This window comes from Collinsella sp. CLA-AA-H167 (assembly GCF_040095305.1).
Taxonomy (GTDB): domain Bacteria; phylum Actinomycetota; class Coriobacteriia; order Coriobacteriales; family Coriobacteriaceae; genus Collinsella.
The window spans coordinates 18,197-33,377 of sequence record NZ_JBBNGA010000008.1; the positions used below are offsets into that span (position 1 = coordinate 18,197).

The 15,181-nt window shown below is 60.4% G+C and carries 11 protein-coding genes; 9 read left to right on the top strand and 2 right to left on the bottom strand.

The window, feature by feature from the left end; genetic code table 11:
* Positions 1–96: 96 nt before the first annotated feature.
* The 4 genes from AAAT03_RS06265 to AAAT03_RS06280 all read left to right on the top strand — a co-directional run bounded on the left by AAAT03_RS06265 (position 97) and on the right by AAAT03_RS06280 (position 3,430).
* Positions 97–339 (top strand): FeoA family protein, encoded by a 243-nt coding sequence (locus tag AAAT03_RS06265; RefSeq protein ID WP_233540901.1) that lies wholly within the window; start codon positions 97–99, stop codon positions 337–339.
* A gap of 39 nt (positions 340–378) precedes the next feature.
* A complete protein-coding gene (locus tag AAAT03_RS06270; RefSeq protein WP_006234774.1) occupies positions 379–600 on the top strand; it encodes a FeoA family protein in 222 nt (73 codons plus the stop codon).
* Between the two features lie 123 nt (positions 601–723).
* A complete protein-coding gene (locus tag AAAT03_RS06275) occupies positions 724–3,054 on the top strand; it encodes a ferrous iron transporter B (RefSeq protein WP_349102879.1) in 2,331 nt (776 codons plus the stop codon).
* Between the two features lie 175 nt (positions 3,055–3,229).
* A complete protein-coding gene (locus AAAT03_RS06280; protein ID WP_035136858.1) occupies positions 3,230–3,430 on the top strand; it encodes a hypothetical protein in 201 nt (66 codons plus the stop codon).
* 298 nt (positions 3,431–3,728) lie between these two features.
* On the opposite strand, the gene AAAT03_RS06285 is transcribed toward AAAT03_RS06280, so the two are convergent.
* Together AAAT03_RS06285 and AAAT03_RS06290 are read right to left on the bottom strand one after the other, a co-directional pair.
* Positions 3,729–4,433, bottom strand: coding sequence for a response regulator transcription factor (locus AAAT03_RS06285; RefSeq protein ID WP_117583373.1), 705 nt, complete (start codon positions 4,431–4,433; stop codon positions 3,729–3,731).
* Complete coding sequence (locus AAAT03_RS06290) at positions 4,426–7,161, bottom strand: sensor histidine kinase KdpD (RefSeq protein WP_349102880.1); 2,736 nt, start codon at positions 7,159–7,161, stop codon at positions 4,426–4,428. Before AAAT03_RS06290 ends, AAAT03_RS06285 begins: the two co-directional genes overlap by 8 nt.
* A 333-nt stretch (positions 7,162–7,494) precedes the next feature.
* On the opposite strand from AAAT03_RS06290, the gene kdpA reads away from it, so the two are divergent.
* The 5 genes from kdpA to AAAT03_RS06315 all read left to right on the top strand — a co-directional run bounded on the left by kdpA (position 7,495) and on the right by AAAT03_RS06315 (position 15,088).
* Entirely contained in the window at positions 7,495–9,318 is a 1,824-nt protein-coding gene (gene kdpA, locus AAAT03_RS06295; protein WP_349102881.1) for a potassium-transporting ATPase subunit KdpA, read from the top strand.
* A gap of 16 nt (positions 9,319–9,334) precedes the next feature.
* A complete protein-coding gene (gene kdpB, locus AAAT03_RS06300; protein ID WP_148331707.1) occupies positions 9,335–11,389 on the top strand; it encodes a potassium-transporting ATPase subunit KdpB in 2,055 nt (684 codons plus the stop codon).
* Between the two features lie 12 nt (positions 11,390–11,401).
* Positions 11,402–11,992, top strand: a complete 591-nt coding sequence (kdpC, locus tag AAAT03_RS06305; RefSeq protein ID WP_148331706.1) for a potassium-transporting ATPase subunit KdpC — start codon at positions 11,402–11,404, stop codon at positions 11,990–11,992.
* A gap of 248 nt (positions 11,993–12,240) precedes the next feature.
* Entirely contained in the window at positions 12,241–14,190 is a 1,950-nt protein-coding gene (locus AAAT03_RS06310) for an NAD(P)/FAD-dependent oxidoreductase (RefSeq protein WP_148331705.1), read from the top strand.
* A 205-nt stretch (positions 14,191–14,395) separates the two neighbouring features.
* A complete protein-coding gene (locus tag AAAT03_RS06315) occupies positions 14,396–15,088 on the top strand; it encodes a GntR family transcriptional regulator (RefSeq protein ID WP_349102882.1) in 693 nt (230 codons plus the stop codon).
* Positions 15,089–15,181 lie beyond the last annotated feature (93 nt).

Genomic DNA, 15,181 nt, shown 5'->3' on the forward strand with positions numbered 1-15,181 from the left:
AAAGTTAACCACGTGCTAGTTTACTGTAGCGAACATAGACGTGGTTAACTTTTGCTGCGTCGATGTTGAGGACGAACTGACGTTAGGAGCACACTCATGTCTTGCGGACCGCAGATGCCGGCTATGCCGCTTTCGATGGTAAAAGCGGGCGAAACCGTGCACGTGTCTCGTGTAAAGGGCAATGAGGACATGAAGCACCACCTCAAGGACCTCGGCTTTGTCGAGGGCAACGAGGTTCACGTGGTGAGCTCGAGTGGCGCCAATATCATCGTCACCGTGCTCGGTGCGCGCTTTGGCATCGATTCCAAGGTCGCCATGCACATCATGACTGTCGGTTAGTTCGCAGCATCCCATAAAAGCTGAAAGGGGGAAAAGAATATGAAGACGTTGGGTGACGTTAAGGTGGGCGAGAGCTCTACCATCGTCAAGCTTCACGGCGAGGGCGCGCTTCGCCGTCACCTTATGGACCTGGGCCTCATCAAGGGCACTTCGTTCAAGGTCGTTAAGGTTGCACCGCTCGGAGATCCGGTCGAGATCAACGTGCGCGGCTACGAGCTCTCCATCCGCAAGGAGGAGGCTGCCGTCGTCGAGGTCCAGTAAGGGCCGGCGGCACATATTTCTGCAGATAAAGTTAGGTTTTTCTAACTCAATAATGCAGTGTTGAAGCACATTATCCAGCCCGCGCGGAGAAAGCAGCGCGGGCACACAAGGAAGAAGGATTGAATGGCGGATTCTCAGATCCATGTCGCGCTGGCGGGTAACCCCAACTGCGGCAAGACCACGCTTTTCAACCTGATCACCGGCGCCAACGGCTACGTTGGCAACTGGCCCGGCGTCACGGTTGAGAAAAAGGAAGCCAAGCTCCTGAGTGACAAGAACGTCACGATTACGGACCTCCCCGGCATCTACTCGCTTTCCCCCTACAGCCCCGAGGAGCAGTGCTCGCGCGACTACCTCATGAGCGGCGAGCCCGATGTGGTCGTCCAGGTTGTCGACGCCACCAACCTTGAGCGCAACCTGTACCTGGCACTTCAGGTCGTCGAGACCGGCCTGCCCGTGGTCGTCGCCCTCAACATGGCCGATTTGGTCGAGAAGAACGGCGATAAGATCGACACGGACAAGCTTTCCAAGAAGCTCGGCTGCCCGGTCATGATGATCTCGGCCCTTAAAAACAAAGGTATCAAAGAGCTGTTCGAGCAGGTCAAGAAGTCCGCTGCTTCCAAGGGCCAGGTGCCGGAGCACAAGTTCGATTCTTCTATCGAGGACGTTCTGACCCACATCGAGAATAACCTGCCGGCGAGCGTTCCCGCCAACAAGCGTCGCTACTACGCCGTCAAGCTGTTTGAGCGCGATGCGGACGCCTGCAAGCTCATCAACCTCACCAAGGAGAAGGCCGATCGCGTTGAGCAGCTGGTCGCCCAGTGCGAGCAGGATTGCGACGACGATGCCGAGTCCATCATCACCGGCGAGCGCTACGGCGTGATCGCCCACATCATTGACGAGTGCCTCACCAAGGCTCCGGCCAAGATGAGTACCTCCGAGAAGATTGACCGCGTGGTTACCAACCGTATCCTCGGCCTGCCGATCTTTGTGGTCATCATGTTCTGCGTGTACTACATCGCCGTTTCCACCCTGGGCGGCACGGTGACCGACTTCACCAACGACCAGCTCTTCGGTACCGACGGTTGGTACGTGCTCGGTCAGGGTCGCGACGCCTACGATGCGGCCGTCGAGGCCGTGGGTGAGGACGCTGCCGATTCGATCGACCCGGCGCAGTACGGCCCCTATGTCCCGGGTATCACCACCGTGGTGCACGATGCCCTCGTGGCGGGCGGCACCGAGGACGGCGGACTGGTCGATTCGCTGGTCTGCGACGGTATCGTTGGCGGCCTGGGCGCCATCTTCGGCTTCGTCCCGCAGATGTTCCTGCTCTTTGTGATGCTGTCTTTCTTGGAGGACTGCGGCTACATGGCCCGTGTCGCTTTCATCATGGACCGCGTGTTCCGCCGCTTTGGCCTGTCCGGTAAGTCCTTTATCCCCATGCTCGTGTCCTCGGGCTGCGGCGTCCCCGGCGTCATGGCTACCAAGACCATCGAGAACGAGAAGGACCGCCGTATGACGGTCATGACCACCACGTTCATCCCCTGTGGCGCCAAACTGCCGATTATCGCCCTGCTCATGGGTTCCATCATCGGCGATTCTTCCACCACCGCCGCGTGGATCAGCCCGCTCTTCTACTTCCTGGGCGTCTTTGCCGTCATCGCTTCGGGCCTCATGCTCAAGAAGACCAAGCTCTTCGCCGGCCGCCCGACCCCGTTTGTCATGGAGCTCCCCGCTTACCACTTCCCGGCGATCCGCTCTTGGGCTCTGCACGTGTGGGAGCGCTGCTGGGCCTTCATCAAGAAGGCCGGCACGGTCATCTTCGCGTCCACTGTCGTGGTTTGGTTCCTCTCCAACTTTGGTAGCTACAACGGTTCCTTTGGCTTCCTGCCTGCGATGGACGGCATCCCCGAGGAGTTCATGGACTACTCCGTGCTTGCCATGCTCGGCAACCTGGTCGCTTGGATCTTCGCCCCGCTCGGCTTTAGCACCTGGCAGGCAACTGCGCTGACTGTCTCGGGCCTTGTCGCCAAGGAGAACGTCGTCGCCACCGCCGGTTCGCTGCTGTCCGTCGCCGACGCCGCCGAGACCGACCCGAGCCTGTGGACCGCGTTCGCTGGCATGTTCCCGACCATGGGCGCTTGCGTTGCCTTCGGCGCTTTCAACCTGCTGTGCGCTCCGTGCTTTGCCGCCATGGGCACTATCCGCAACCAGATGGACTCCGGCAAGTGGACCGCGATTGCCATCGGCTACGAGTGCGCCTTCGCTTGGGTGATCGGCCTGTTCATCAACCAGTTCTACAACCTGTTTGTGTTGGGCCAGTTTGGTATTTGGACGATTGTAGCCATCGTGCTGCTGGTTGCGATGCTCTTCCAGATCTTCCGTCCCATGCCCAAGCATGCATGGACCGACGAGGACGAGACCAACACTGCTTCCGCCGCAGTTTCCGCTTAAGTCCGAATAAGGATTAGCCCCTTTCCACGAGCCCGGGTGTCCCAGCGACACTCGGGCTTTTTGGTGAGGGAGATGTGGCGTTTCCGCAGATAAAACCGACCAAAATATACCTGTCCCTTTTTGGCAGGTGGAGAATGGGGTAAAGTAAGTGGTGGTTAACTAGAGGAGGCTTGCTATGGCACCTATCGATATTGTTGTACTGGCTGTTATCGGCATTGCGTTTGTCGCAGTGTGTGTGCGCATCTATCGCAAGGGCACCTGCGCCGACTGCGCTCAGGGCGGCGTTTGCACGGGACATTGCTCCAACAAAAAGACCTGCGCTGCACTTAAGGGTGTGGACAAAATCGCCGAAGACTTGGGCCGCGGTATCAAATAAGGCCCGGGCACCCAGGCACCCAAGCGCCTCGCGAGCATCCGTTCGCGGGGCGCTTTGCACATTTGGGGGCGGGCGCGGTGAGTTGAAGACCCATTTTAGGGTATCGTTAACTATATTGTTAACGGCCCGCTCGCGGTCGTCCATGCCGCCGCCGGCGCCAAGCTCGCCGTCGAAGGCATGATTGCCTACTTGTGCCTCTAACTCCATCCCGCCCATCAGTTGCGGTGAAATACGGACTGTTTTTGCTGTCAAAGGCCTTATCTACTCCGTATTCCACCACAACTTTTTGTGGGATTGGCTAGAGACGCTGCATGCGGTACCCGACACCCATGTGCGTCTGAATCATCTTGGGGTGAGAGGGGTCTGCCTCGATCTTCTTGCGCAGGGTGCGCATGAACACGCGCAGGCTCGCCAGATCGCTGTCCCAGCTCGTGCCCCATATCTCGCGGGTGATGAAGGTGTGGGTGAGCACCTTGTCGACGTTTTTCGCCAGAAGGACGAGCAATTTGTACTCGGTTGGGGTGAGCGAGAGCTCGCGTCCGTCTTTCGTCGCGTATCCCGCGGCGTAGTCGATATGCAGCGGACCGTTGTCGAACGTGCTCGCTTCTGTCGACTCGCTCGATGCCATCGAGGAGCGCCTCAAATTCGCACGGACGCGCGCGAGCAACTCATCCACGGAAAAGGGCTTGGTGAGGTAGTCGTCTGCCCCTGCGTCAAGTGCTGCAATCTTGTCGGAATCTTCGGTGCGCGCCGAAATGACGATAATGGGGACTGCCGACCAGCTTCGGATCTTCGTGATGACCTCGATACCGTCGATGTCGGGAAGACCGAGGTCGAGCATGATGAGGCTGGGACCGTGCGACACCGCATCCATGATGGCAGCCTGGCCGTTGCAAACCTTGCTCACGACGTAGCCGTGGAGGTCAAGCGCGGTCGAAACGAGGTTTTGAACGGTCAGGTCATCTTCGACCAGGAGGATGCGTGGCTTAGCGGCATTATTCATGAATCTCGATCTCCTCGGCGGGCAGGGTAAAACGGAAGACGGCCCCATGGGGGTGGTTGTCGCGAACTTCGATGACGCCGCCATGTGCCTCCACGATGGAGCGGCAGAGCGACAGCCCAAGGCCGATGCTTCGACGCGAATCCACGGGCTGCGTATTGCTTGAGGTGAAGAAGCGCTCAAAGATATGAGGCTTGTCGCAGTCTGCCACACCCGGCCCATCGTCTGCGACGTCCACCACGACGAACGCACCCTCGCGACGTGCGCTGATGGTGACAGTCGAGTCCTCGGGCGTGTATTTGAAGGCGTTCATGATGAGATTCGTAAGCACCTGCATGATGAGATGGACGTCGATGCGTACCAGCAGGATGTCGTCAGTGTGCTCGATGGTGACGGCACGTCCATGCGATGCTTGGGCGACATGGCTGAGGGCGGCCTCGATGACCTCGTCGATGAGCTCGGATGTTAAGTTGAGGCGAATGGTGCCGTCCTCGACGCGTGTGATGGCGAGGAGGTTCTCCACGGTATCGATAAGCCAGAGGGAGTCATCGTAGATGGCATCGGCAAGATCGCAGCGTTGTTCGAGGCTAAGCCTCTCGTCGCTCTTCCGAAGGATTGCCGCAGATCCGGATATAGCCGTGAGGGGTGTCCTCAAATCGTGGCCGATGGAGCGCAAAAGGTTGGCGCGCAGCTGCTCGTTTTTCGCCAAGACCGCAGCCTCTTCGCGCTCTTGCGCCGCCCGGTCACTTTCGAGCGCCAAGGCGCATTCACCTACGATAGATAGGACGATCGAATGCTCGAAGGCTTCGATCTCGCGCCCCTCCAGGTCGATGCCGATGACACCGAATACCTTGTCGCCGGTGCGAACCGCGAGGTAGAGACAGCGCGCCTCAGGCAGGGTCCGCGTGCTTGCGCCCGCGCGCTTGTTGTTGGTGTAGGTCCAGGTTGCAACGGCGCGCTCGTAGTCGGTGAGCAGCGACGCGGATCGGTTTTCGGTGCCAGCGGACTCATAGAGCGCCTTGCCGAGCGTGCCGTGTTCGGCGGTGTAGAAGACCACGTCGAGTTTTAGCAGTTTGACGAGTTGGTTCATGGCGACGCGGGCACACTCCTCCGCGCTATGGGCTTGCTGCAAGAGCTGGTTCGTTTCGAGGAGTACGCGCGTTTTGAATGCGTTCTCGGCGGAGGTACGGGCGTTGTCGGCGATGCGCGCAGTTAACTCGCCGGCGACCATAGCGGTAGCGAACATGATGCCGAACGTGACCAGATAGCTTCGGTCGTAGCTGGCGAGCGAAAACAGAGGCGTGACGAAGCAGAAGTTGTAAAGCACTACAGAGAGTACGCTCGATACGATCGTGCAGATACGCCCCGTCGTGGTGACGGCGGTCAGCAGGGCCGTGAGGATATAGAGGGATATGATGCTGGAATCGGCAAATCCCAGATGGCGGAAAGCCGTGCCGATCGCCGTGGCGACAAGAGAGAGGGCCAGCGTGCGAAGCACGTTTCGGCTGCTGGGCGGCTGCAGAGCGAGCGCATGGCGGCGTCCTTTGGGTCGGGAGGGCGGAGTCGACTGGTCTGGAATGATGTAAATGTCGAGGTTCGGGGCGAATGCTATGAGCTGTTCTACGAGAGATTTGCGGCCAAAGAGGGCCTGACGGACGCTGCTGTGCTCGCCCGTGCGCCCCATGACGATCTTCGAAATACCCGACAGGCGCGCGAACTCGGAGATCTGAAACGCGACGTCGTCGCCATAGACGGTTTCCATATGTGCTCCGAGCTGCTCGGCTAGGGCGATATTGGCTGCAAGCTTGGCGCGCTCATCATCGCTCATGGCTTGCGTGCGCGGGCTTTCTACGAACAGGGCGACGAGCTCGCTGCGAAACGCTTTCGCCATGCGTGCGGCGGCACGGACGATGCGGGGATTGGTCGGCGCCGGGGAGACACAGACTAAGATACGCTCCTTGGTGTAGTAGTCACGGTTTCCCAGCACGCGTGCGGCGTCTGTGAGGTGGCCGGTGCGATCGGCGCAGCGGCGCAGCGCGATTTCTCGGAGTGCGGTGAGGTTTTCGACGGTAAAAAAATGCTGTTGCGCTCGGTCGGCTTGTGCGGGACGGTAGACGAGGCCGGCGCGAAGGCGCTCAAGTAGGTCTTCGGGCTCTATGTCGACGAGCTCGACCTGGTCGGCATCATCGAAGATACGGTCGGGGATTCGTTCGCTCACGACAACGCCGGTGATGGATGCAACCATGTCGTTTAGGCTCTCGATATGCTGAACGTTTACGGTCGTATAGACGTCGATGCCCGCATGTAGAAGTTCCTCGACGTCTTGATAGCGTTTGTCGTGGCGAGACCCCGGCGCATTCGTATGGGCGAGCTCGTCGACAAGGATGAGCTGAGGGGCGCGCTCGATAGCCACATCTAGATCGAACTCGCTGAGCGCAATGCCGTTGTGCTCGATGAGTTTACAGGGCACGTTCTCAAGCCCTTGTGCAAGATGGGCAGTTGCCGGACGTTCGTGCGGCTCGATGTATCCCGCGACGACGTCGACACCTCGCCGCTTGGCGGCGTGGGCGGCTTGAAGCATCGCATAGGTTTTGCCTGCGCCAGCAGCGTAGCCAAAGAAAATTTTGAGGTGTCCCCGGCTGGTTCGAGCGTCATCGGCGGCCTCGTCTTTCTCAATTGCCTTGAGGATGAGGTCTGGATTGACGCGAGTGTCCGATGCGTCGCGCTGCATAGCGTAGCCTTTCTGAAGCGTTGTCCATGCGTGCATACGCGGTGAGGACGCCACTGTATGCTCGCGAGGTCGAGTATAGGCGCACTGCAGCCGCAATAGTGCTTTCTACCTGCATCTTTACGGCATCTTAAGGTCGTGAGCCCCAGCCCTCACGCCTCTTTAACACCTAGAAGCGTTTACTGTCCCCAGACGCTTGCGAGGGCAGGCGTCCGAGACATCGGACCGCGCGTGAAAGGGGCGGTAATGGACATCCTCATTCCCATTATCGGAGTCGTCTGCATTGGACTCCTTATCTATTACATCTACATTCTGATGAGGAGTGATTCGTAAACTATGGACGCTGCGATTCAGTACATCTTGTACTTTGCCGTGCTCGTCGTCCTGGCCGTTCCGCTCGGTCGGTTCATGGCCCATATCATGGATGGTGAGCATACGTTCCTGTCGCCTGTGATTGCTCCTGTGGAGCGTGGCGTCTATCGTCTGCTTCGCATCGACGCGGCAGAGCAGATGGGGTGTAGGCGCTATCTGGCAAGCGTGCTGGCCTTTTCGGGGATCGGCCTCGTGGCTCTTGTGGCACTCCAGGCGCTTCAGTCCTTCTTGCCAGGCAATCCCCAGCACCTGCCGGGTGTGCCATGGGACCTGTCGTTCAATACGGCTGCTTCCTTCATAACCAACACCAACTGGCAGTCCTGCTCCGGTGAGACCACCCTGTCCTACTTCGTGCAGTTCATGGGCCTCACCGTGCAGAACTTCGTTTCCGCTGGTACCGGTATCGCGGTCATGTTCGCGCTGATCCGCGGCTTCCGTCAGATCAAGGAGCAGGGTCTGGGTTCCTTCTGGGTCGACCTCACCCGCACCGTCCTGTATGTGCTCATCCCGCTGAACCTCGTGTTCGGCATCTGCCTGGCTGCCGGTGGCGTCATCTCCAACTTCCAGCCGGCTCAGAAGGCTGAGCTCGTAGAGCCCGTCGCTGTCCAGCCTAATGCAGACGGCGGCTGGAGCGTCATCGACGGCGCCCAGATCGAGGGCGACACGGTCAAGGTCGACGGCAAGGTTGTCGAGGGCGCGCGCGTGGTCACCGAGCAGTTCCTGCCCCAGGGGCCCGCGGCTCCTCAGGTCGCCATCAAGCAGTCCGGCACCAACGGCGGCGGCTTCTTCGGTGTGAACTCCGCCCATCCGTATGAGAATCCCAGTGCCTTCACCAACATCATCGAGATGACCAGCCTGCTGCTGATCCCGGCCGCCTGCTGCTTCACCTTCGGTATCGGCGTCAAGAACACCAAGCAGGGCAAGGCCATCTTCGCGGCGATGCTTATCCTGCTCGTGGTCTTTACCGGCATCATCGCCGTTAACGAGCATATGGGTACGCCGCAGCTGGCCGATGGCGGCGCGGTCAACATCGAGATGACCGATGGCCAGGCGGGCGGCAATATGGAGGGCAAGGAGAGCCGCTTTGGCATCGCCTCCTCTTCCACCTGGTCCGCTTTCACGACGGCTGCTTCCAATGGCTCGGTCAACTCCATGCACGACTCCTACACCCCGCTCGGCGGGTTTGTCCAGATGCTCCAGATGGCTCTGGGCGAGGTCGTCTTCGGCGGCGTGGGCTGCGGCCTGTACGGTATGATCGGCTTCGCCATCCTCACAGTGTTCATCGCCGGCCTTATGGTCGGACGCACGCCTGAGTTCCTGGGCAAGAAGATCGAGCCGGGCGAGATGCGCTGGGCAGTTGTCCTGTGCCTGGCAACTCCGTTTGCCATTCTGGTGTGCTCGGCCATCGCCTGCATGGTGCCCGGTCTTGCCGACCAGCTCAACAATGGTGGCGCGCACGGCTTCTCCGAGGTGCTGTATGCCTTCACCTCATGCGGTGGCAACAACGGCTCGGCGTTTGCAGGCATGAACTGCAACAATCCCTGGATCAACGTCATGCTCGGCCTCGAGATGCTGTTTGCCCGCTTCATGCCCATCATCGGTACGCTGGCTATCGCCGGCTCGCTGGCCAAGAAGGGTAGGGTCGCCGAGAGCGCCGGTACCCTGTCTACCACCAACGGCATGTTCGTATTCCTGCTCGTGTTCATCGTTCTGCTGATCGGTGCCCTGAGCTTCTTCCCGGCCCTGGCGCTTGGCCCCGTTGCCGAGTTCTTCCAGATGATTGCGTAAAGGAGGACGCAGATTTATGGCTATGCAAAAAGACATGATGGGCCGCGCGGTCCGCGACTCGTTTGCCAAGTTGGATCCTCGCGTCCAGATTCAAAACCCGGTCATGTTCCTGGTGTGGCTTTCCGCCGTCATGACCTCCGTCCTGGCCGTCGCTTCCATCTTCGGTGTGCAGGACGCGGGTGTGCCCACTTACTATGTGGTCGCCATCGCGGTCATCCTGTGGCTCACCGACCTGTTCTCGAACTTCGCTGAGGCGCTTGCCGAGGGCCGCGGTAAGGCCCAGGCCGATTCCCTGCGTGCGGCCAAGAAGGATGTCGAGGCCCATCGCATCGAGTCCGTTGAGGACAAGGAGCACTTCACCGTCGTTCCCGGCACCGAGCTCACGCGCGGCGACCTGGTGATCGTACGCGCCGGCGAGCAGATTCCGGGAGACGGCGATGTCATCGAGGGTGCCGCCTCGGTTGATGAGTCGGCCATCACCGGCGAGTCTGCACCCGTGGTTCGCGAGGCTGGCGGCGACCGCTCTGCCGTTACCGGTGGTACCACGGTGCTGTCCGACTGGATCATCGTCAAGATCTCCAGCGAGCCCGGCCAGAGCTTCCTGGACAAGATGATCGCGATGGTCGAGGGTGCCGCGCGTAAGAAGACCCCTAACGAGATTGCTCTGGAGATCTTCCTGGTGGCCCTCTCCATCGTCTTTATCCTGGTCACGTTGGCCCTGTATTGTTACTCCTGCTTCTCGTCCGGTCTTAACGACATGGTCAACCCCACGGCCGTGACCACGCTCGTGGCGCTGCTCGTGTGCCTGGCTCCCACTACCATCGGCGCCCTTCTGTCCGCCATCGGCATCGCCGGCATGAGCCGTCTGAACGAGGCCAACGTGCTGGCCATGTCCGGCCGCGCCATCGAGGCCGCCGGCGACGTCGACATCCTCATGCTCGACAAGACCGGCACCATCACCCTGGGTAACCGCCAAGCCGCCGAGTTCATCCCGGTCGACGGCGTCGATCCCGCGGAGCTGGCCGATGCCGCCCAGCTTTCCTCGCTGGCCGACGAGACCCCCGAGGGCCGTTCCATCGTCGTGCTCGCCAAGGAGCAGTTTGGGCTGCGCGGCCGCACACTCGAGGATAAGGGCATGGAGTTCATCCCGTTCACCGCGGCAACGCGTATGTCCGGCGTGAACTACGAGGGCAATGAGATCCGCAAGGGCGCTGCCGATTCCGTGCGCACCTATGTGGAGGCAGCCGGCGGCGTGTTCTCCCAGGAGTGCGACGACGTCGTCGAGCGCATCGCCAAGGCCGGCGGCACCCCGCTGGTCGTGACCAAGAACTGCCGCGTGCTGGGCGTTGTGTACCTCAAGGACATCATCAAGTCCGGCGTTAAGGAGAAGTTCGCCGACCTGCGCAAGATGGGCATCAAGACCATCATGGTGACGGGCGACAACCCGCTCACCGCCGCGGCAATCGCCGCCGAGGCCGGCGTTGACGACTTTCTGGCCGAGGCCACCCCTGAAGGCAAGCTCGAGAAGATCCGCGAGTTCCAGCGTGAGGGCCACCTGGTCGCCATGACCGGCGACGGCACCAACGACGCGCCCGCTCTGGCCCAGGCCGACGTCGCCGTGGCCATGAACACGGGCACCCAGGCTGCCAAGGAGGCCGGCAACATGGTCGACCTCGACTCCAGCCCCACCAAGCTCATCGAGGTCGTGCGTATTGGCAAGCAGCTGCTCATGACCCGCGGTTCGCTCACGACCTTCTCGGTGGCCAACGACGTGGCGAAGTACTTCGCTATCATCCCGGCCCTGTTCTCGCCGATCTACCCGGGCCTTGGCGCGCTCAACATCCTCGGTCTGGCAAGCCCGCTGTCCGCGGTTCTTTCGGCCATCATCTATAACGCGCTCGTTATCGTCGCGCTGATCCCGGCCGCGCTGAAGGGCGTTAAGTATCGCGAGGTCCCGTCCGGACAGCTGCTGACCCACAACCTGCTCGTGTGGGGTCTGGGCGGCATCGTTGCCCCGTTCGTATTCATCAAGCTCATCGACATGCTGCTCGCGTTATGCGGCATTATGTAAGTGGAGGTTTGTATGTTCAAAGGTGTTACATCGCGCGCACTGGGCGTGTTCGCGCTGTTTACCGTTGTCTGCGGCCTGGGCTATACGCTCGTCGTGACCGGCATCGCCCAGGTTGCGTTCCCGTATCAGGCGAACGGTTCGCTCATTACGGTCGACGGCAAGGTTGTGGGTTCCGAACTCATCGGCCAGAACTTTGATGACGAAGCCCACATGTGGGGTCGTATCCAGAACGTGTCAATTGTCGAAGGCGAAGACGGCGAGCTCATGGCGTATGGTGTCCCGTCCAACCTGTCCCCGGCGAGTGAGGAGTATCGGCAGCTGATAGATGCGCGCGTGAAGAAGATCCGCGCCGCCAACCCCGATGCCGATATGGACGCCGTGCCCGTCGATCTGGTGACGTGTTCGGGGTCCGGTCTCGACCCGGAGATCTCTCCGGATGCCGCCGAGTACCAGGTTCCGCGCCTTGCCAAGGCCACGGGCAAAAGTGAGGACGAGGTGCGCGACATCATCGCCGCGTGCACCAAGGGCCGTTTCCTCGGCGTGTTCGGCGAGCCCACGGTCAACGTGCTCAAGGTGAACCTTATGCTGGACGGCGCGCTGTAGGTGAGGAAGTGGCGGATGAGGGCATGACTGACTATCTGAGCCCTCAATTCCACCCCGCCCATCAGTTGCGGTGAAATACGGACTGTTTTGCCTGTCAAAAGCTTCATCTACTCCGTATTCCACCGCAACTTTTTTATGAGGGTCGGGATTGAAGGTGGGGAGTGCGAGCGAGTGCGAATGCGGCGGTTACTGATACGATAGGTACGTTAGCAACTGCCGCCGAGCGGCTCAAACGAAAGGAACCCTGTATGGAGTCCTCCGCCTATCCAATGCTCTTTAGCCCGATCAAGGTCGGTACGACCGAGGTCAAGAACCGCGTCTTTATGCCGCCGGTGTCCACCAACCTGGCCGATCATGGCTATGTGACCGACGACTTGGTCGATCATTACCGTGCCCGCGCCAAGGGCGGCGTGGGCCTGATCATCACCGAGGTCGTGACGGTCGAGCCCACCTATACCTATCTGCCGGGTGACATGTGCTGCTACGACGACACATTTATCCCCGGCTGGGAAAAGCTCGCCGCGGCCGTCCACGAGTATGGCTGCAAGATCATGCCGCAGCTCTTCCACCCCGCCTACATGGCCTTTAACATTCCGGGCACGCCGCGCTTGATCGCTCCGTCCTTTGTGGGCCCGTCCTATGCCCGCGAGGCGCCGCGCCCCATTACGGTCGACGAGATCCACGAGCTCACACATCAGTTTGGCGATGCCGCTGTGCGCATGCAGAAGGCTGGCGTCGATGGCGTCGAGGTCCATGCGGCGCACGCTCACGGCATGCTTGGCGGCTTTTTGACCCCGCTCTACAACAAGCGCACCGACGAGTACGGTGGCTCGCTCGACGCCCGCATGCGCTTCCTGCTCGAGGTCATCGCCGAGATTCGCGAGCGCTGCGGCAAGGACTTCATCATCGACGTCCGTATTTCGGGCGACGAGTACACCGACGGCGGCCTGACCCTCAACGACATGATCTACGTCTCGCGTCGCCTGGAGAAGGCCGGCGTCGACATGATTCACGTGTCGGGCGGCACCACCATCAAGCGCGGCTCTGCGATTCCCGCCGCCGGCACGCAGCAGGCCTCGCACGCCGCCTGCTCGCGCGAGATCAAAAAGCACGTCAACATTCCCGTCGCCACCGTCGGACGCATCAACGAGGCCTGGATTGCCGAGGAGCTAATTGAGGACGGCGCTGCCGACATCTGCATGATGGGCCGTGCCAATCTGTGCGATGCCGAGTTCTGCAACAAGGCTGCTGCCGGTAACGCCGACGACATCCGCCCCTGCATCGGTTGCCTGCGCTGCCTGAACGGCATCATGTTTGGCAAGCGCATCTCCTGCACCGTCAACCCGGACGTGGAGCGCGACGAGGCTGGCTACGAGCCTGCCGCCGAGGCAAAGAACGTGCTCGTTGTGGGTGCTGGTCCTGCGGGTATGGAGGCAGCCTACATTGCCGCCAAGCGCGGTCATAACGTGGTGCTCGTGGATAAACAGGACGAACCGGGTGGCGAGATGCGCATCGCAGCCGTGCCGCCGGCAAAGCAGGAGCTCACCCGCGTGATCAAGTATCAGTACCGTCGCCTGGCCGAGGCCGGCGTCACGTGCGTCTTTGGCACCGAGCTCTCGGCCGAGAACATTCAGCGCGACTACGCGGGCTACGAGGTTGTCCTGGCTTATGGCGCCGAGCCCATCGCTCCGGCCTTCATGCAGGGCTTTAAGCAGGTTATGACGGCCGACGACCTGCTGGGCGGCAAGGCTTTCCCGGGTAAGAAGATCGTCATTGTGGGCGGCGGTACCGTTGGCTGCGAGACGGCCGATTACCTGGCCCCGCTGGTAAACGACCTGTCGCCGGCCAATCGCGATGTCACCGTCATCGAGATGACCAAGACGCTCGCCGCCAACGAGGGCGGCGCCGGTCGTGCGGTGCTTATCACGCGCATGCTCTCCAAGGGTGTCCACGTGCTGACCGAGGCCAAGGTGACCGAGATTACCGAGGACACTATCAGCTACGAGAAGGACGGTGAGATTCACACCATCGCCGATGCCGATACGCTGGTGCTTGCCATGGGCTACCGCCCCAATACCAAGCTGGCCGATGACCTTGCCGCTGCCGGCGTTGCCATCCACGTGCTGGGCGATGCCCAGAAGTGCGGAAACATCCGCGACGCCATTGGCGACGGCTACAAGATTGCCTGCGAGCTCTAATCAATCCCTTGGCGCATGAGGAGGGGCGTCTCTGCGCCATCCGATAGCAAAACAGCGGTGGTGTCCCGGGTTTCGGGATGCCGCCGCTTGCTCTTGTGATCCTGGCGACGCGAGCGCACCCCATTTCACCTCAGCTGAAGGAATGGGGGATGCGATAGTATTACGGGTGATATTCGACAAACCGTGGGCTTCATCCGAGGGCTTTATGGAACAACACCAGCATTATCAGAGCCTGCAAGACCAGGCATACAACGCACTGCGCTCCAAGATCATCTATGCTGAGCTCAGGCCCGGCACGCGCCTTTCGGCGATTGGTCTGGAAAAGGAGACGGGGATCGGGCGCACGCCCATTCGCGAGTCCTTTGTGCGCCTGCGCGAGCAAGAGCTGGTGGAAACGCGTCCCAAGAGCGGCACCTACGTCTCTAAGATCAGCATGGAACACGCCGAGAATGCCTGTTTCTTGCGCGAGAAACTCGAGAGAAGCGTGCTTATTAAATGCTGCTCTGCCGCCACGCCCGAGCAAAAGCATCGGCTCGAGCAGATTCTTGCCGAGTCCGAGTCGCTCGACCATAGCGAGACGCGTCGCTTTTTCGATCTGGACAACCTGTTTCATGAGACGTGTTTTGAGATTGCCGGTCGTCACATGCTGTGGAATTGGATGAAGAGCGTCAACACGCATTTTGAGCGATACAACTGGTTGCGTATGGTGTCGCAGGACCTGGATTGGGAGCCGATTCGTCGACAGCATCGCCGGATTCTCGAGGCCATTAAGAGTGGCGATACCGACGCGGCGAGCTATCTGGCAGAGATACACCTGCACCTGATGCCCGAGGAGCAGGGCCCGGTTATCGCCTTGCATCCCGACTATTTCGAGCTGCCCAAAGACTCGGCTATCTAGCCCATCATCGCATCTGCTCGAGACGCAAAACGATGCTGCTCACCTACAGCGTTTTGCAACCGAAATTATTAAAAATGCCTAAAATGGCTCAGG